The sequence below is a fragment of the Glycomyces sp. NRRL B-16210 genome, from assembly GCF_000719515.1.
Classification (GTDB): domain Bacteria; phylum Actinomycetota; class Actinomycetes; order Mycobacteriales; family Micromonosporaceae; genus Glycomyces.
The window spans coordinates 41142-58248 of sequence record NZ_JOGR01000003.1; the positions used below are offsets into that span (position 1 = coordinate 41142).

17 protein-coding genes, 1 tRNA gene and 1 riboswitch are annotated in these 17107 nt (G+C 69.6%); of the genes, 6 read left to right on the forward strand and 12 right to left on the reverse strand.

Going from position 1 to position 17107, the window contains the following annotated elements; genetic code table 11:
- The first annotated feature begins 272 nt into the window (after window positions 1-272).
- On the forward strand, window positions 273-1997 hold the full coding sequence (locus IF12_RS0104500; protein ID WP_051703962.1) for a SulP family inorganic anion transporter: 1725 nt from the start codon (window positions 273-275) through the stop codon (window positions 1995-1997).
- Here IF12_RS0104500 and IF12_RS0104505 read toward each other — a convergent pair.
- Window positions 1944-3485: a heparinase II/III family protein gene (locus IF12_RS0104505; RefSeq protein WP_051703963.1), complete on the reverse strand. Its 1542-nt coding sequence runs from the start codon at window positions 3483-3485 to the stop codon at window positions 1944-1946. The two genes, IF12_RS0104500 and IF12_RS0104505, sit on opposite strands and share 54 nt — an antisense overlap.
- 309 nt (window positions 3486-3794) lie before the next feature.
- Between IF12_RS0104505 and IF12_RS0104510 the strand changes: the two genes are divergently transcribed.
- The 3 genes from IF12_RS0104510 (at window position 3795) to IF12_RS0104520 (ending at window position 6833) form a co-directional block, all read left to right on the forward strand.
- Complete coding sequence (locus IF12_RS0104510; protein ID WP_030155053.1) at window positions 3795-4457, forward strand: MerR family transcriptional regulator; 663 nt, start codon at window positions 3795-3797, stop codon at window positions 4455-4457.
- Between the two features lie 104 nt (window positions 4458-4561).
- The gene (locus IF12_RS0104515) at window positions 4562-5371 is read left to right on the forward strand and encodes a spermidine synthase (protein WP_030155054.1); all 810 of its coding nucleotides are present in this window, start codon (window positions 4562-4564) and stop codon (window positions 5369-5371) included.
- Between the two features lie 252 nt (window positions 5372-5623).
- Window positions 5624-5797, forward strand: a riboswitch (cyclic di-AMP (ydaO/yuaA leader).
- 109 nt (window positions 5798-5906) lie between these two features.
- The gene (locus IF12_RS0104520; protein ID WP_051703964.1) at window positions 5907-6833 is read left to right on the forward strand and encodes a C40 family peptidase; all 927 of its coding nucleotides are present in this window, start codon (window positions 5907-5909) and stop codon (window positions 6831-6833) included.
- A 266-nt stretch (window positions 6834-7099) separates the two neighbouring features.
- Here the strand turns inward: IF12_RS0104520 and IF12_RS0104525 are convergent, their stop codons facing one another.
- The gene (locus IF12_RS0104525; RefSeq protein ID WP_051703965.1) at window positions 7100-8056 is read right to left on the reverse strand and encodes a sigma-70 family RNA polymerase sigma factor; all 957 of its coding nucleotides are present in this window, start codon (window positions 8054-8056) and stop codon (window positions 7100-7102) included.
- 604 nt (window positions 8057-8660) lie between these two features.
- Here IF12_RS0104525 and orn point away from each other — a divergent pair.
- On the forward strand, window positions 8661-9296 hold the full coding sequence (gene orn / locus IF12_RS0104530) for an oligoribonuclease (RefSeq protein WP_231492329.1): 636 nt from the start codon (window positions 8661-8663) through the stop codon (window positions 9294-9296).
- Window positions 9297-9389: 93 nt separating this feature from the next.
- Window positions 9390-9465, forward strand: a tRNA-His gene (locus IF12_RS0104535).
- Between the two features lie 66 nt (window positions 9466-9531).
- On the opposite strand, the gene IF12_RS0104540 is transcribed toward IF12_RS0104535, so the two are convergent.
- The 10 genes from IF12_RS0104540 to IF12_RS0104585 form a co-directional block, all read right to left on the reverse strand.
- Window positions 9532-10002, reverse strand: a complete 471-nt coding sequence (locus IF12_RS0104540) for a DUF1707 domain-containing protein (protein ID WP_051703966.1) — start codon at window positions 10000-10002, stop codon at window positions 9532-9534.
- 39 nt (window positions 10003-10041) lie between these two features.
- On the reverse strand, window positions 10042-10506 hold the full coding sequence (locus tag IF12_RS0104545) for a DUF1707 domain-containing protein (protein ID WP_166659621.1): 465 nt from the start codon (window positions 10504-10506) through the stop codon (window positions 10042-10044).
- Between the two features lie 24 nt (window positions 10507-10530).
- Window positions 10531-11367 (reverse strand): type I methionyl aminopeptidase, encoded by an 837-nt coding sequence (gene map / locus IF12_RS0104550; RefSeq protein WP_030155065.1) that lies wholly within the window; start codon window positions 11365-11367, stop codon window positions 10531-10533.
- 7 nt (window positions 11368-11374) lie between these two features.
- Complete coding sequence (locus tag IF12_RS0104555) at window positions 11375-12010, reverse strand: adenylate kinase (protein WP_030155067.1); 636 nt, start codon at window positions 12008-12010, stop codon at window positions 11375-11377.
- A gap of 154 nt (window positions 12011-12164) precedes the next feature.
- The gene (gene secY / locus IF12_RS0104560; protein WP_030155070.1) at window positions 12165-13502 is read right to left on the reverse strand and encodes a preprotein translocase subunit SecY; all 1338 of its coding nucleotides are present in this window, start codon (window positions 13500-13502) and stop codon (window positions 12165-12167) included.
- A 285-nt stretch (window positions 13503-13787) separates the two neighbouring features.
- On the reverse strand, window positions 13788-14261 hold the full coding sequence (gene rplO / locus IF12_RS0104565) for a 50S ribosomal protein L15 (RefSeq protein WP_030155072.1): 474 nt from the start codon (window positions 14259-14261) through the stop codon (window positions 13788-13790).
- A 2-nt stretch (window positions 14262-14263) separates the two neighbouring features.
- On the reverse strand, window positions 14264-14446 hold the full coding sequence (gene rpmD, locus IF12_RS0104570) for a 50S ribosomal protein L30 (protein WP_030155074.1): 183 nt from the start codon (window positions 14444-14446) through the stop codon (window positions 14264-14266).
- Between the two features lie 9 nt (window positions 14447-14455).
- A complete protein-coding gene (gene rpsE, locus IF12_RS0104575; RefSeq protein WP_030155077.1) occupies window positions 14456-15097 on the reverse strand; it encodes a 30S ribosomal protein S5 in 642 nt (213 codons plus the stop codon).
- Between the two features lie 181 nt (window positions 15098-15278).
- Window positions 15279-16166 (reverse strand): carbohydrate ABC transporter permease, encoded by an 888-nt coding sequence (locus IF12_RS0104580; protein ID WP_051703968.1) that lies wholly within the window; start codon window positions 16164-16166, stop codon window positions 15279-15281.
- A gap of 8 nt (window positions 16167-16174) precedes the next feature.
- Window positions 16175-17098 carry a carbohydrate ABC transporter permease gene (locus IF12_RS0104585; protein WP_030155082.1) on the reverse strand — a complete coding sequence of 308 codons (924 nt, stop codon included), beginning with the start codon at window positions 17096-17098 and terminating at the stop codon, window positions 16175-16177.
- Between the last annotated feature and the right edge of the window lie 9 nt (window positions 17099-17107).

The following is a 17107-nucleotide window of genomic DNA, read 5'->3' on the forward strand; positions in this document are numbered from 1 at the left end:
CTCCCGCGCGGGTACGACAAGAACCGGGCCGCGGAGCCGTGGTGTCACCCGAAAGCGGCAGAAAAGGCGAGGAGGTCGAAGGGAGATTGCAGGGCGGGCGGCGGCGGGCGGATCGTGACCTCCGACTTCCGCACCTTGCCCGCTCCCGCGCCCCGAGCGCCTTCGGCGCTCGGGGCGCGTGGTCGGTTCCCTCAGCGGCGCAGACTGATCGACCGCCGGGCCTCGGCGCGTTGTGGTCCGGCTCGAATAACCCGAGACGGGACAATACGCTCATGACCACCATACGAGAGACAACCGCCACGAAACCCCGGCGCTTCCGGAAGCTGTTTCCCGAATGGTCCGATTTCGCGCACGTCCGCCGCCACTGGCACACCGACCTCCTCGCCGGGCTCACCGTCGCGGTCGTCGCGCTGCCGCTGGCCCTCGGCTTCGGGATCGCCTCGGGCCTCGGCGCCTTCGCCGGCCTCATCACCTCGATCATCGCCGGCGCCCTCGCCGCGATCCTCGGCGGCTCGAACCTCCAGATCACCGGCCCCACCGGCACCATGGCCGTGGTCCTGGTCCCCCTCGCCGCCACGCACAGCCACGCCGGGGTCCTCCTCGTCGGCGTCATGGCCGGACTCATGCTCGTGGCCCTCGCGCTCACCGGCGCGGGCCGCTACGCCAGGCACGTGCCCGTCCCGGTCGTCGAAGGGTTCACCGCCGGCGTTGCGATCGTCATCGCCGTCCAGCAACTGCCGCCCGCGCTCGGCCTCGAACCGCAGAGCGCGAACCTCCTCACCGGCGCCTGGGACTCGATCAGCGCCTTCGCCGCCGACCCCGGCTGGGTCTCCCCCGCGGTCGCCTTCGGCGTGGCCGCGGCGATCCTGCTCGGCTCGCGCCTGCACTCGCACATCCCCACCCCGCTCCTCGCCGTCATCGCCGCGACCGGCGCGACCTGGTACGCGAGCGCCGACGTGGCGGTCATCGGGGCCCTGCCGCGGACCATCCCCGCCCCCGAGGCGGGCTTCCTCGACCTCGCCGAGGTGCCCGGCCTCGTGGCGGCGGCGGTCGCGATCTGCGCCCTGTGCGCGCTCGAATCGCTCCTGTCGGCCACCGTCGCCGACAACATGACCGTCGACCAGCACCACAACCCGGACAGGGAACTGCTCGGGCAGGGCGTGGCGAACCTCGTGACGCCGTTCTTCGGCGGGATGCCGTCCTCGGGAGCCCTGGCGCGCACCGCGGTCAACGTGCGGGCCGGCGCGGCCGGGCGCCTCGCCTCCCTCACCCACGCGATCACCTTGGCGCTCATGATGCTCGCCCTCGCGCCGCTGGTAGCGCACGTGCCGCTCGCGGCCCTCGCCGGCGTGCTCATCGCGACCTCGATCCGCATGATCGAGGTCGGCTCGCTGCTGGCGCTCGCGCGCTCGACCCGCGCCGACGCGGCCGTCATGTGGCTGACGCTCGCCGCGACCGTCCTGTTCAACCTCGTGTGGGCCGTGGCCGTGGGCATCGCCCTCGCCGGGCTCCTCGCGCTGGGCCGGATCTCGCGGTCGGTGTCGGTCGAGGAGGAGCCGATCGAACCCGAGGACCACCACGACGAGGAGGCGGCCCTCCTCCACGAGCACATCGTGGCCTACCGGCTCGAAGGCCCGCTGTTCTTCGCCGCCGCGCACCGGTTCCTGCTGCAACTGCTCGACGTGGCCGACGTGCGCGTGGTGGTCCTGCGCATGAGCCGGGTGTCCACCATGGACGCCTCGGGGGCGAGGGTCCTCGCCGACGCGATCAAACGCCTCGAACACCGCGGCATCGCCGTCTACCTCTCGGGGCTCGAACCGGTGCACGCCAAGCCGCTCGCGGCCCTCGGCCTCCTGGAGCCGCTGTGGCAGCAGGGCCGGCTGTTCGAGCACACCGGCGAGGCGATCACCGCCGCCCGCCGGCGCCTCAAGGCCGACGGCCTCCTAGAGCAGCTCGAAGCGGAGGCCGCCGGAAAGGCCGAAGCGCAGCGCCCATAGCCGGTCGGGCGCGCCGCGGTGGTCGGTCGTGTCGACCGAGTCGATCACCGCGTCCTCGGGGTTGACGCCGTGGAGCACGAGCGTGCCGCGCTCGCCGGCCCACACCGCGCGGGTCCCGTCGAGCTCGGGCCGGATGCGGCTGACGAACGACTCGGTGATCTCCGGACCGATGTCCTCCAGAGCGACGCCCTCGTCGGTCCACGCGAACTTGCGGATGAGCGCGCCGTCGCCGTAGGCGTCGATGTAGACGTCCACGCCTTCGGCGGTGCCGACCAGTTCGGCCCGCGAGTCGTCCCCGGCCTGCTGGCCGGCGCCCTCGACGGTCGGCACCGAGTGCCAGGCCGAGGAGGGATGGACCTGCTCGTGGCGCTCGGGCCCGAAGTAGGCGGCCGTGTACTCGCCCGCGCCCGGGTCGCACAGCAACTGCTCGCCGTCCACGGCGATGAGGAACGAGCCGAGGTCGAGGTGGTTGTGCGGCTCGTCGTTGTAGCCGCCCTTGACCGCCAGCGCCCACATGCGCCGGCCGATCCGGCGGCGCTCGACGAACCAGCCGACGTCGGCCAGGAGCGAGCGGCCCGGCTCGATCGATGCCGGGAGCAGGCGGCCCCAGTCGAGGGTGCGGGTGAGGTGGGCCCAGCGGGCGCACGCGTCGTCGGAGAAGGTCTGCGCGCGTGCGGCGGTCGGCAGCGGCACGTCGAGCCGGTCGTGGAGGCGGGCCATGAGTCCGAGCGGCAGGAGCGCGTCGGCGCCGGTGTCGCCGAAGGTCGCGAACGAGCCGGGGTAGAGCTGGGCGCGGGCGGGGAAGGCTGCGATGGCCTCGTTGCCGGCGAGGAGGTCTTCGCCGGTGGCCGAGCGCCAGGCCTCGGCGAAGTAGGTGAAGTAGCCGAAGCCGTAGACCCAGTAGTCGACGCCTTCGACGCAGCCGCCGTCGGGCCCGAAGGAGAAGAGGTAGGCCTGGAGGACCGGCAGGACGCGGGCGCGCACCACGTCGGTGTCGTAGCCGAGGGCGAGGGCGGCCATGCCGGCGGCCCCGGCGCACACGGCCGTCCAGTTGGAGATGCGCTCTTCCCAGAAGAAGGGGTAGTCGGACTCGAAGAAGGGGTCGAGCACGCGCTGGCGGATCTCGGCCTCGACCGCCTCGGCGCCTTCGAGGTCCTCGCGCAGGCGCAGGATCTCGGCGAGGGTCTGGGCGGTCTCGCACGCGAAGAGGTCGACGCAGGTGCGGGGGTCGGCACCGGTCTCCCAGTGGGCCGGCAGGGCCCAGGACCGCTCCTGGCAGACGTCCTTGACGAGAGAGGAGAGGGCCGGTCCGTCGCCGACGACGGCGAGTGCGGCGAGGTGGCGGCGGCGCGCGAAGTACTGGGCCTCGTAGGGCAGGCGGCGGCCGGTGGCGGCGTAGTCGTCGGCGAGGTCGGGGTCGAACCCGGGGACCGGGAGCGCGGCGATCTCGCGAAGCTCCTGGAGAAGGTCGCTGCGGACATCAGGCATGGCGAAGCCATTCCGGTTCGGGGAGGCGAGCGCAGCGAGCGGTTGGGCGGGGCGACGGGTGCGGGTCAGGCATGGCGCGGCCATTCGGGTTCAAGGAGGCGAGCGCAGCGAGCGGTTGGGCGGGGCGACGGGTGCGGGTCAGACATGGCGCGGCCGTTCGGGTCCGGGCAGGCGGGCGGCTCGGCGGCGCGCCTGGTTGTTGCGGGTCATCGACCGTCGCCTTTCGGGATGGGGCGGTGAGAAGGGGCGGGGGTTCCTGCCGTGGCTCAACGGTAACGCGGGCGCGCTTTCCGTCATAGACTCCCGTGTATGCGTATCGGTGAGCTGTCGGAGCGGACCGGCGTTCCGGCCGCCACCATCAAGTACTACCTGCGGGAGCATCTGCTCCAGCCGGGCGAGCACCTCGAGGGCAACACGGTCGAGTACGGACCGGCCCATGTCCACCGGCTGACTTTGATCAGGGCGCTGTCGGAGACCGCGGGGCTGTCGGTCGCGCAGATCGGCGAGGTCCTGACGGTGCTCGCGCGCCACCCGGAGTCGGCGTTCCAGGCGCTCGGCGCGGCCCTGGCCGCGACCCACCGCGACCCGAAGTTCTCGCTCGCGAGCGCGGGCACGGCCGAGGCCGCCGAGCGCACGGTGGACCAGCTGCTCGGCGAGTACGGCTGGGCCGAGGTGGCGCCGCCGAACTACCGGGACGCGCTGGTCACGGCCTTGACCGCGTTCTACCGCCTCGGGAACCCCGACCCGCAGGAGGTGCTGGGCCACTACGCGGACGCGGCGGCGGCGATCGCCTCGGCGGACATGGAGGCCATCGCGGAGGCCACGCGCGTCGAGGGCGTGGACGTCGAGCAGGCGGTGGTCGCGACGATCCTCGGCGAGACGGTGTTCGCGGCGCTGCGGCGCATCGCGCACATCGCCGCGTCGGCCAGGGCCCAGACCGAGCAGGGACCCTCGGGCACAATGGGTCCGTGAGCCGGGCCCGCCCGCGCTCGACCCGGCCGCTTCACCGGCGGCCGGCTCCCGCGACACCCGAGCGTCCCGTCCCCGCGGACGCCCCGAACCCGAACGGCCCCGCCATGCCCGATCCGCTCCGCATCGACCGCGACCCCGACCGCCCGAACCTGCTGCACCTGGTGGCGGACGAGGTCGTGCAGGCCACGGTCGACCTGGACGACCCGTCGTACCTCGACGCCGAGTACATGCAGCGGATCAGTTACCTCGTGGACGCCGCGGCCGCGCCGAAGGCGCCGCTGCGGGTGCTGCACCTGGGCGCGGGCGGCCTGGCGATGGCCCGGTACGTGGCCGCGACGCGCCCGGGCTCCTACCAGCAGGCGGTCGAGACGAACCGCGAGCTGGTGGACCTCGTCCGGGCCGAGGCGCCGCTGCCGCGCGGGGTCAAGGTGAAGATCCGCCACAGCGACGCGCGCGAGGCGATCGAGAGCGCGCCCGAGGCGAGCTACGAGCTGATCATCACCGACGTGTACGCCGAGGCCCGCGTGCCGGCGCACGTCACGAGCACCGAGTTCCTGCGGGAGGCGCACCGGGTGCTGCGCCCGGGCGGGCACTACGCGGTGAACCTGTGCGACGGGGGCCAGATGCGGTTTCTCAAGCCGGCGCTGGCGGCGATGGACGCGGTGTGGCGGCACACGGCGGTCATGGCCGAACCGGCGGTGCTGCGGGGGCGGCGGTTCGGGAACGTCGTCGCGGTCGCGGCGGACGTGGAGCTACCGGTGACGCAGCTGCGGCGCCGATGCGCCGGGGCGTCCTTCCCGTGCCGGGTGCTGGAGGGGACCGAGCTGCGCGAGTACCTCGGCGGCGCGGCGCCGGTGACGGACGCGACGGCGATCCAGTCGCCCCCGCCGCCGAGGTCGCTGCGCAGCTTCTGAGGCTCCCGACGTCCGTACCAGCGGCGCATGGGCCGTTCGGCCAATAAATCCGCGAGATAGCGGCCCTGTCTCCCGCCGTGTTCTCACTGTCCGTTACCGGGCTATGCGGCGGTTCACAGGGGGCTTGGCGATGCCGCTCACGTTCGGTAACGTCAGCGCCTGTTCCGGTCGGGTCCTCAGGGCTCCCCCAGAGACCCACCCGTCCGGACCGCCGAGCCGCGCAGCGCACGACGCCCGTTCCCTCCGGTCCAGGGTGAGACACCGCCGCGCGGGCCGGGGACCCAGCCGCGTCGTCCCCCCTCGCTGTCATTCCCGCAGCGACACGACGCACGGGGTGAATCCCGCCGCGGCACACCCGCGGCGGGTAGGGCGCACTTCCCTGCCCGAACCCGACAGCTAACCCGGTAGGCGGACGAGGAAGAAAGGCCACCTCGTGGCTCAAGCCTGCACGAATTCCGAACATCATTCCCGCGCCGGCGCCATTCTCCGCCGGGTCGCCGCCTACACGGGCGTCACCCTCGCGACAGTAGGACTCGTGACCGTCTTCGCGGGCACGCACGCCGACGCGGCCGACGACATCGACTACGACTCGGCGACCGCCACCGAGATCGACGCGCACCTCGACGAGCTCGAAGCCGAACGCGACGACGCGGCCGCCGACCTGGAGGAACTCCAGACGCAGCTCGCCGACGCGCAGGCGGTCATCGAGGCCGCCACGGCCGACTACGGCACTTCGGGGGCGCAGCTCACCGTCGTCACCGCCGCGGTCCGGTCCGCCGACGACGAACTCGGCGCCAAGGTCTCCACCCTCGTCGACTACGCGCAGCAGCAGTCGGAGAAGTACGAAGAGGCGCAAGAGGCCACGGAGGCCTCCGAGCGGCTCGAAGCGCAGATCGAGACGACCGAGAAGCGCGTCGAGGACCTCGACGCGAAGATCGACGAGGCCGAGGAGGCCTTCGACGAGGCCGCCGCGGCCGAAGCGGCTGAGGCCGCGGCAGCGGAAGCGGCCGAGGCTGAGACCGAGTCCGCAACCACTTCCGATTCGGGCTCCGATTCGAGCGGCGAGTCCTCTTCGAGCTCGGACTCGAGCTCCAGCTCGACCGCGGCCTACAGCTCCGACGCCGCCACCGCGGCGGTCCAGTTCGCCAAGAACCAGCTCGGCGAGCCGTACGTGTTCGGCGCGGCCGGCCCCGACAGCTGGGACTGCTCGGGCCTGGTCGTCGGCGCCTACAACGTCTCGGGGGTCTCGCTGACCCACTCGACGTGGGCGATCTGGGACCAGACCAGCTCGATCGGCCGCGGCGACCTCAAGCCTGGCGACCTGGTCTTCTACAACGGGCAGAACCACGTCGGGATCTACATCGGCGGCGGCGAGGTCGTCCACGCGCCCAAGCCGGGCGACGTCGTGAAGATCTCCCCGCTGGACATGGGCATGTCGATCGACGGCTACCGCCGGATCTGACCTGCCGGTTCCGGGCGGTGCGGTTCGAGGGCCGGGTGGCTTGAGGGCGGGACGGCCTGAGGACGGCACGGTTTGTAGCGGCACGGCCTGAGGGCGACATGGCCTTACGACAGCACCGTCAAGAGCTGCACGATCCGTGGCAAGGCGAGAGGGCCGGGGCGAAAGCCCCGGCCCTCTCTCTATGCGTCTTTTACCGTTCTCACGGTCCTGTCCGCGCCGATCGAATCGGCGGCACCCGTGCTTCGAGGCCGCCGCCTACGGCGCGGTCAGGCCGCCTCGGCCATGACCTGGTCGTTGGCCAGCTCCTTGAGCCGGGCCAGCGCCTGGATCTCCAGCTGGCGGATGCGTTCGCGCGACAGGTGGAACCGGTGCGCGACCTCGGTCAGCGAGTGCTCGCGGCCGTCTTCGAGCCCGTAGCGGGCCTTGACGATCCCGGCCGAGCGCTCGTCGAGGTGGTTGAGCATCATCTCGATGCGCTGACGCTCCATCCCGGCGAGGACGACGTCCTCGGGGCTGGGTTCGTCGGAGTCGGCGACGAGGTCGCCGAGGTTGGTGTCGCCGTCGTCGCCGATCGGCGTGTCCAGCGAGACGGTGTCCTGGCTCCAGCGGATGAGCTCGTTGACCCGCTCGACCGTGACGCCCAGTGCCTGGGCGACCTGGTCGGGTTCGGGGTCGCCGCCGAGCTCGCGGGTGAGCTGGCGGGTGACGTTGCGCATCCGGTTGACGTCCTCGACCAGGTGCACCGGCAGGCGCACGGTGCGCTCCTGCTGGGCGATCGCCCGGCTGATGGCCTGGCGGATCCACCACGTGGCGTAGGTCGAGAACTTGAAGCCGCGCTGGTAGTCGAATTTCTCGACGGCGCGGACCAGGCCCGTGTTGCCCTCCTGGATCAGGTCGAGCATCGGCATCCCGGAACGGACGTAGCGGCGGGCGATCGAGACGACCAGCCGCAGGTTCGCCTTGATGAACTGCTCCTTCGCCTTCGCCCCGTCTTCGACCAGTCGCTTCAGGTCTTTTTCGGTGGCGTCGCCGAAGGTCTCCTCTTCACCGAGCAGGTGCTTCGCGAACAGACCCGCTTCGACCGCCTTCGCCAAGTCGACCTCGGCGGCGGCGTCGAGCAGCGGCGTCTTCGAGATCTCATGCAGGTAAACGCCCACAAGGTCTCGTTCCTCAGCGACCTCTTCGGTGGTGAGGGTGGGTGTTGTCGTAGTCTCCACGCTCAAGGTCTCCTCCAGCTTCCTCGTCCCCCGACACCGAGTGAACGGTGTACCCGTTACAACGACCGCTTCGTTGCGTGGAATTCCGTGTCCCGGTGTTCGATGCGCCACGGTTACGAAATCGATGCGAACGGGCGTCTTCTCGGCCCTTGCATCGTTTCGGGTACCCCGTTTCGTCGGATAGGCTCGGTTCACGGCTCCTGTCCCTTAGACGGGGGCGGGGTTCGCTCATGATGCCTATGAGACGTAGATCACTTCACCTCAGCGGAGGTCCGATGATCCGGGTCCTGGTCACGGTATCGTCTCCGGCCTGCTTCATCGCAAACCTTCAATCTCTAGGGGTACACGCGTCTTACCTTGAAAAAGTTGAGAGATCATCTGTATGCGGCTCCGATCACTGCGATCCGGGCCGCAAAGGCGGCGACGCTCTGATACCCGCACCATAGCGGACTGTAGCGGTGACAAGCAACACCTTTCTCAGGCGTTGATGTCCGATTTCGAACACCTGTCGTTCCTCCTCAGTCTGCGCCTCCCCGGCCGCCCGCGCAGCGGCTTCGGCGGGGTGACTCGTAGATCACCTCATGTGCCGCTTGCGCGTAGAGTTGGCCCGGTGACAGAAGAACGCCTAGTGTGGGTCGACTGCGAGATGACCGGACTCGACCCGGACACCGAAGCCCTCATCGAGATCGCCGTGCTCGTCACCGAGCCGGACCTGACGCCGCTCGACGAGGGCATCGACATCGTGATCGCGTGCGAGGGCACGGCGCTGGACGACATGGGCGCGTTCGTCGCCGACATGCACGCCAAGTCCGGGCTCACCGACGAGGTCCGGGCCTCGCGGATCTCCTTGGCCGAGGCCGAGGACACGGTGCTGGAGTACATCAAGCAGTACGTGCCCGAGGCGCGCACGGCCCCGCTGTGCGGCAACTCGATCGCCACGGACCGGACCTTCATCGCCAAGTACATGCCGCGCCTGGACGACCACCTGCACTACCGGATGATCGACGTGTCCTCCATCAAGGAGCTCAGCCGGCGCTGGTACCCGCGGGTCTACTACAACCAGCCGCCCAAGGGCCTCGCCCACCGCGCTCTCGCCGACATCAAGGAGAGCGTGAACGAGCTGGAGTACTACCGGCGCACCGTGTTCGTGCCGCTGCCGGGGCCCTCCAGCGATGAGGCGAAGGCCGCGGCCGCGAGTCTGACGGCGCCGGAGGTCCGGACGGAAGCCGGGCCGGCCGGGGTCTGAGACGGCCGACACCGAACCCCGTTGACGCGAACGCGGGGTTCACGGCTATGATTGTCCCCGGTCCCAGGGTTCTCCCCTGGCCGACCGTACTTGGTGGTCGTAGCTCAGCTGGTAGAGCACCTGGTTGTGGTCCAGGAGGTCGCGGGTTCAAGCCCCGTCGGTCACCCCAATGCGAAAGGCCCTGCGGCAGCGCCGCGGGGCCTTTCGCTCGTGAAGCTTCGGTGCTTGTGGAGGGTCAGCTCAGGCGCTTGCGGCGCAGGCGCTCCTGGCGGCGGCGCTCCTCGGCCGGGCGGATGATCCCGCGCTCGGCGAACGTCAGCGAGGTCGCGACCACGATCAGGGGCACGATGACCCACGCGGGCCAGAAGTAGACCGCGCCGATGGTGAACAGCAGGACCAGCCACACGCCGAGGTTGATGCCGATCGGGATCGAGATCCCGAACCACAACCACTTGATCCAGTCGGGCGAGCCCGGCGGCTCGGGCTCCTGCGCCTCCAGGACCTTCTGGTAGGCCGGCAGGTCCGACAGGACCACCTCGGCCTCGCCGACGGTCTTGGCGGCCAGCAGGACGTCGACGCGCTTCTCGTACTCGTCGAGCTCGATGTAGCCCTGGTCGACCGCCGCGCGCAGGATCTCGGTCAGGGCGGTGCGCTCGGGGTTGCCGATTCGCGTCTCGCGGTCGCCGTACCGTTCGAGGGAGGACATTCAGAGGGCTCCTTGCAATGGGGACACGGTGAGGGTGGGTCAGTGCCAGCGGCCGCGGTTCATCAGCTGGACGAAGCTGGCGATGGAGAGCCCGAGGATCGGCCAGATCGGCCAGTAGTTGTCGAACTGACCCGAGGAGATCGAACTGGCGAGCCAGATCAGGGTGCAGATGCCGCCGACGAGGACCAGCGCCCGCAGTGCGGGGGTCTCGTGGATCCAGCTCAGGCTGCGGGCGTGCCCGTCGGAGTCCGCGACGGGACCGCAGGTCTCGGCCTGCTCGGCGGGCTGGGGTCGGGCGACCTCGCCGACCTTCGGACGCCCACCGGGCAGGTCGTCGAAGATGAGGTCGAGTTCGGCGTTGGTCTTCGCCTCGTAGGCGGCCCTGGTCCGGTCGTCGAACTCGGCGAGGTCGATGCGCCCTTCGTCGAGGGCGGCCTGGAGCTGCGCGATCGCCTCGTCGCGGTCCGCGTTCGAGATTCGCAGTCTGCCGTGTTCGTCGGTCACGACCACCATTATGGCACTCGGGGCCTATGCGGTGCGAGCCACGCTCGCGGCCGCCTCGCCCAACTGTTCGACGCCGCCGTCGGGCGCCGTCAGCACCCACACGCCGTCCTCGCAGAGCGCGATGGTGTGCTCGGTGTGGGCCGCGACCGAGCCGTCGTCGGTGACGATCGTCCAGCCGTCGGCCAGCTCCGCGGTGTCCTCGGAGCCGAGGGTGATCATCGGCTCGATCGCCAGGGCCATGCCCGTGCGCAGCTTGGGGCCCTCGCTCGGGCGCCCGTAGTTGAGGATGTGGGGGTCCTGGTGCATCTCGGTGCCGATGCCGTGCCCGCCGAAGCCCGAGACGATCCCGTACTCGCCCGAGTCCTCCACCGAGTGCTCGATCGCGTGGGAGATCCCGCCCAGGCGCTTGGCGGTCGCCGCGGCCCGGATCCCGGCCCACATCGAGGCCTCGCAGGCCTCGCGCAGGGCCGTCAGCTCGGGGGCGACCGCGCCGATCTCGATCGTGATGGCCGCGTCCCCGTGCCAGCCGTCGACGATCGCGCCGACGTCGACCGACAGGAGGTCGCCCTCCTTCAGGACCGCGTCCGGGGACGGGATGGCGTGGACGACCTGCTCGTTCACCGAGGCGCAGATCGAGGCGGGGTAGGGGCCGAAACCGATGTCGTAGCCCTTGAAGGAGGGGACCGCGCCGGAGGAGCGGATGACCGCCTCGGCGATGCGGTCGAGTTCCGCCGTCGACGTGCCCGGCCCCGCGGACTCGCGCATGGCCTGGTGGACCTCGGCCACGACCAGGCCCGCGGCGCGCATCTTCAGGATCTGCTCGGGGGTCTTGTACTGGATGCGGCGGCGACGGCGGAACACGGTGGACCTAGGCCGAGGCGCCGATGGCGGACAGGGCGCGCTCGGTCACCTCGGCGACCTCGCCGATCGCGTCGATCCGGACGAGCTTCCCCTGGGCCTCGTAGTGGCCGATGAGCGGGGCGGTCTGCTCGGCGTAGACCTTGAGGCGGTTCTTGATCGTCTCGGCGCGGTCGTCCGAGCGCTGGTACAGGTCCTCGGAGTCGGGGTCGGCGGGCGGGTCGAACTCCAGGTGGTAGACCTTGCCGGTGGACTTGGAGACGCGCCGGCCCGAGAGGCGGCGGACCACCTCGTCGTCGCTGGCGGTCAGCTCCAGGGCCAGGTCGAGGGAGGTCCCGGCGGCTTCGAGCACCCGGTCGAGGACCTTGGCCTGCTCGGTGTTGCGGGGGTAGCCGTCGAGCAGGAAGCCGTCCTTGGCGTCGGCCTGGGCGAGGCGGTCGGCCACCATGTCGTTGGTGACCTCGTCGGGGACCAGGTCACCGGCGTCCATGTAGCGCTTGGCCTTCAGGCCCAGAGGGGTGCCGCCCGAAACGTTGGCGCGGAAGATGTCACCGGTGGAGATCTTGGGGACGCCGAGGCGCTCGGCGATGATCTCCGCCTGGGTGCCTTTGCCGGCCCCGGGCGGGCCTACGAGTACCAGTCGCAAAAGTATTCCTCCCGTGTCGTCACACCGTCGTTCGGCGACGCCGTCGTGTGGTGGCACTGTCTTGTACGGAACGTGCCGATGCACGGCCCCGCGAGGCGTCCGGAGACGCTCGCGGGCCGTGCAGTGGCGCCGCTCTATCCGAAGGCGACCTGCGTCAGCGAAGGAAGCCCTCGTAGTGGCGCTGCATCAGCTGGGACTCGATCTGCTTGACCGACTCCAGGCCGACGCCCACCATGATCAGCACCGAGGTGCCGCCGAACGCGAACTGCGCGAACAGCTGCTGGTTGCCGAACGCGATGATGGCCAGGTTCGGAAGAATAGCGATCGTCGCGAGGTAGAGCGAGCCCGGGAAGGTCAAGCGTGACAGGACTCGCTGCAAGTACGTCGCGGTCGGGTTGCCGGGGCGCACGCCCGGGATGAACCCGCCGGCCTTCTTCATGTTCTCCGCGACGTCGTCGACCTTGAAGGTGATCGACACGTAGAAGTAGGTGAAGAAGATGATCAGGAGCGCGTACAGGGAGATGTAGACCCACGAGCCCTGGTTGAGCAGGTAGCGGTCGATGTACTGGACCCACTGCGAGTCGCTGTTCTGGTTGAGCTGGCGGAACAGCGTCGGGATGTACAGCAGCGAGGAGCCGAAGATGACGGGCACGACGCCGGCCTGGTTGACCTTGATCGGGATGTAGGTCGAGGTCCCGCCGTACATCCGGCGGCCCACCATCTTCTTGGCGTACTGCACCGGGATGCGCCGCTGCGACTGCTCGATGAAGACGACCGCCACCATGATGGCGATGCAGAGCGCGAGGATCACGGTGAACATGAACCAGCCCTCGGACTTCTGGAGGGACCAGAACTGGCTGGGCATCTGCGCCGCGATCGAGGCGAAGATCAGCAGGCTCATGCCGTTGCCGACGCCGCGCTCGGTGATCTGCTCGCCGAACCACATGATCATGGCGCTGCCGGCGACCATGACGGCCACGACGACGACGACCGACATCCAGTAGGGGACGTTGGCCTCGGTGCTCGACAGGTCCGGCAGGATCGGGCTGGGGCACTCGGCGTTGAACAGGATGCCCGAGCGGGCCAGCGCGATGTAGCCGGAGGCCTGGAGCAGCGCGAGGCCGAGCGTCAGGTACCGGGTGTACTGGGTGATCTTGACCTGGCCGGGCTGGCCCTCCTTGCGGAGCTGCTCGAGCCTGGGGATCACGACCGTCAACAGCTGCATGATGATCGACGCGGTGATGTACGGCATGACGCCGAGCGCGAAGACCGAGAGCTGTAGGAGCGCTCCACCGGTGAACAGGTTCAGGAGTCCGAACACGCCCGTCTCATCGGTCGGCTGGAGGTCGAGGCAGTTCTGGACTGCCTGGTAGTCCACGCCAGGGCTCGGCATCTGCGCACCGAGACGATACAGGCCGATGATCATCAAGGTGAACAGGATCTTCTTGCGCAGATCGGGGGTCCGAAACGCGCTGATGAAGGCGGAGAGCAATGCGGTTCCTCCTGAACAAGACCCCCTGGCGGGGCCCATGAACGATGCCGGGCACCGTCCGCTGTTACCAGTGGGCGTGTGAAGTTCGTAGCGAGGGGCTCACGCGCCCGAGGAAGACGGTGGTGTTCCTCGCCATGGGAGCCTAGCAGGCGCATTCAGGCGCAGATATTCGGCATTCACCATGACGAAACGGGCCGGAGTTCCCTCCGACCCGTTTCACCGATCATCTGTTCGGCCCGCTCGGCCGCTCACCCAGGGAGAGCTGCGCCGAGGGCGCCCGCGCGACTACTCGCCCAGGGCCTCGCCGGTCTTCTTGTCCACGACCGTGGTCGTGCCGCCGGCGGCGGTGACCTTGGTGGTGGCCGAAGCCGAGAAGGCGTGCGCCTTCAGGTCGAACTTGACGCCTTCGAGCTCGCCGGAGCCGAGGACCTTGATGAGCTCCTTCTTGTTGAGGACGCCCACCTCGATCAGCTGCTCGGGGCCGACCGCGCCGCCGTCGGGGAAGAGCTCCACGAGACGGTCGAGGTTGACGACCTGGTAGACGAGCTTGTTGTGCGGCTTGAAGCCCTTGAGCTTCGGGACGCGGATCTGGAGGGGCATCTGCCCGCCCTCGAACCCGGCCTTGACCGTCTTGCGGGCCTTGGTGCCCTTGGTACCGCGCCCGGCGGTCTTGCCCTTGGAGCCCTCACCGCGACCCACGCGGGTCTTGGCCTTCTTGGCGCCGGGGGCGGGCTGCAGGTCATGAATGCGAATCGCCATGACTATTCGACCTCCTCGACTTCGACCAGGTGACGGACGCGGTGGACCATGCCGCGGTACTGCGGGAGGTCCTCCTTGTAGACCGTCTGCCCGATCTTGCGCAGGCCGAGGGTCTGGATGGTCGCCCGGGCCTTCGGCTTCTCGCCGATGGTGGACTTGAACTGCGTGATCTTCAAACGCGCCATGTCGATCCCCTACGCCTTCGCGGCCTGGGCGGCCTCGGCGCGGGCGCGCAGCAGACCCTGGGGAGCGATGTCCTCCAGCGCCATGCCGCGGCGGGCCGCGACGGACTCCGGGCTTTCGAGCATCTTGAGCGCGGCGACCGTCGCGTGGACGATGTTGATCGCGTTCGAGGAGCCCAGGGACTTGGACAGGACGTCGTGGACGCCGGCGCATTCGAGCACGGCGCGCACGGGACCGCCGGCGATGACACCGGTACCCGCGGAGGCGGGCTTCAGGAGCACCTTGCCGGCCGCGTCCTCGCCGAAGACCTCGTGCGGGATGGTCCCGCCGATGCGGGGGACCTTGAAGAAGTTCTTCTTGGCCTCTTCGACGCCCTTGGCGATCGCCGCGGGCACTTCCTTGGCCTTGCCGTAGCCGACACCGACGTTGCCGTCGCCGTCGCCGACCACCACGAGGGCGGTGAAGGCGAAGCGCCGGCCGCCCTTGACGACCTTGGCGACGCGGTTGATGGTGACGACGCGCTCGACGTGCGGGGACTTCTCGGCGCGGTCGCGTCCGCGACCGCCGTCCCGGCCCCCGCGGCCACCGCGACCGCCGCGGCGGTCGCCGCCGCCGCCGTCCCGGCCGCCGGCCGCTTGCTGTTGATCAGCCACGAGACTGATTCCTTTCGTTCGCTCAACGCCAGCCCTGAACTGGACTGACTCGCATTGGTTGTCCGGATTCACGATCCGGAGAAAGCCGCGCCGAAGCGCAACCTCTCGATTATGCCTGGTCAGGGGTATTCCGCCGAACGGCGGGGTCGGGATGAGGCAGGCGACACAAGGCGGGGCGGCGCTATTTGATGGCGCCGGCGGTCAGGCCCGCCTGGATCTGGCGCTGGAAGAGCACGTAGGCGATGAAGATCGGGATCATCGCCAGGACGGTGCCGGCGAAGAGGGCGCCGGAGTCGCCTTCGTAGCCCTGGCGCAGCGCGAGGTTCGCCAGGCCCTGGGAGATCACCGCGTCCTCGGGGTTGCGGCTGAGCAGCACCAGCGGCAGCAGGAACTGGTTCCACTGGCCGATGATGTTGAAGATGGTGATGGCGATGAGGCCGGGTTTCGCCATGGGGAGCATGACCTGGAAGAACAGCCGGTAGTGGCCGGCGCCGTCCACGGTCGCGGCCTCGGCCACGCCGGTGGGGAGGGTGCGGAAGAACGCGGTCAGGAAGAACACCGTGAACGGCAGCGAGTAGGCGATGTAGACGAGGACGAGCCCGGGGTAGGTGTTGAGCAGGCCCACGTTCTGGAGGGTCTTGAACAGCGGGAACAGGGCGAGGAACACCGGGAACATCATCCCGCCGGCGAAGGCGAAGTACAGCAGCCGGTTCCCGGGGAACTCGTAGCGGGCCAGCACGTAGGCGGCCATGGCGCCCAGGAGCATCGTCCCAGTGACGCTGAAGGCCATGACCTGGACGGTGTTGAGGAAGTAGCCGCCGATGTGGCCGTTGGTCCAGGCGTTGGCGTAGTTCTCGAAGTGCATGGCCGCGGGCAGGCCGAGCGGGTCGGAGGCGATCTCGCGGGAGGTCTTGAAGGAGGTCACCACGACCCACACGACCGGCACGATGACCATGAGGGCCCACAGCCACAGGAAGCCCTGCGAGAAGAGGTTGAGGACGGCGCCTTCGCTGCGGGGCTCGCGCCCGTTCGATCGGGCCGCGGTCTGCTCGGCGGTGTCGGTTGCCATGTCGCTCCTCAGAACTCGATGCGCTCGCGGGGGCCGAACCGCAGCGAGACGACCGCCAGGGTCAGGGCGGCGAAGAACAGGACCACGCCGAGCGCCGATGCGAAGGCCTGCTCGCCGTGGTTGAACGCGTACTTCCAGATGACGCCGCCGACCACTTCGCTGGCGGTGTCGGGGCCGCCGCGCTCGGGCGTCATCATGTAGACGAGCACGAACACGTCGAGGGCGATGATGGACAGGTAGATCCACGCGGTCTGGACCGAGTCCCACAGCAGCGGCAGGGTGATCTTGAAGAACATCTGGAAGCGCCCGGCGCCGTCGATGATCCCCGCCTCGTAGAGGTCGCGCGGGATCGAGGCCATCGCCGAGGAGAAGAACACCAGGTAGAACCCGACCGCGCTCCACACCAGGACGGCGATGACCGCCGCGAGCACGAAGCGCTTGTCGGCCAGGAACCCGTTGACGGGCGCGGGCAGCCCGACCGCGGTGAGCGCCCCGGTGATGAGCCCGCCGAAGTTCTCGGGCGCGTACACCTGCTTCCACAGGATGCCGATGATCGCGACCGACAGGACCTGCGGGAAGAAGTAGACGATCTTGTGGAAGCGCGCGCCGCGCACGCCCTCGATGCGGCCCTGGCGCCCGCGCCCGCCGAGGTTGAGCATGAACGCGAAGAACAGGCCCAGGCTGATGGTGACCACCGGGAGCACCACGAGGATGATCCCGGTGTGCCGCAGGGCCGGCAGCACGAGCCGCTCGTCCTTGAACAGGTTGACGTAGTTGTCGAGGCCGATGTAGTTGAACGTGTTGCTCGACCCCGACCAGTCGGTCAGCGAGATCTGGAAGGCCTGGGCGAACGGCAGGATCACCAGCCAGGCGTAGAGCCCCACCGGCAGCGCCAGGAAACTCAGGATGAACGGATACCTGCCGTGTCTCACGACCCGGGC

Bases quoted from the DNA above. Each gene is read 5' to 3' on its own strand.
- IF12_RS0104500 (WP_051703962.1), top strand. From the start codon at position 273: ATGACCACCATACGAGAGACAACCGCCACGAAACCCCGGCGCTTCCGG.
- IF12_RS0104505 (WP_051703963.1), bottom strand. From the start codon at position 3,485: ATGCCTGATGTCCGCAGCGACCTTCTCCAGGAGCTTCGCGAGATCGCC.
- IF12_RS0104510 (WP_030155053.1), top strand. From the start codon at position 3,795: ATGCGTATCGGTGAGCTGTCGGAGCGGACCGGCGTTCCGGCCGCCACC.
- IF12_RS0104515 (WP_030155054.1), top strand. From the start codon at position 4,562: ATGCCCGATCCGCTCCGCATCGACCGCGACCCCGACCGCCCGAACCTG.
- IF12_RS0104540 (WP_051703966.1), bottom strand. From the start codon at position 10,002: ATGTCCTCCCTCGAACGGTACGGCGACCGCGAGACGCGAATCGGCAAC.
- rplO (WP_030155072.1), bottom strand. From the start codon at position 14,261: ATGGCGATTCGCATTCATGACCTGCAGCCCGCCCCCGGCGCCAAGAAG.
- rpmD (WP_030155074.1), bottom strand. From the start codon at position 14,446: ATGGCGCGTTTGAAGATCACGCAGTTCAAGTCCACCATCGGCGAGAAG.
- IF12_RS0104580 (WP_051703968.1), bottom strand. From the start codon at position 16,166: ATGGCAACCGACACCGCCGAGCAGACCGCGGCCCGATCGAACGGGCGC.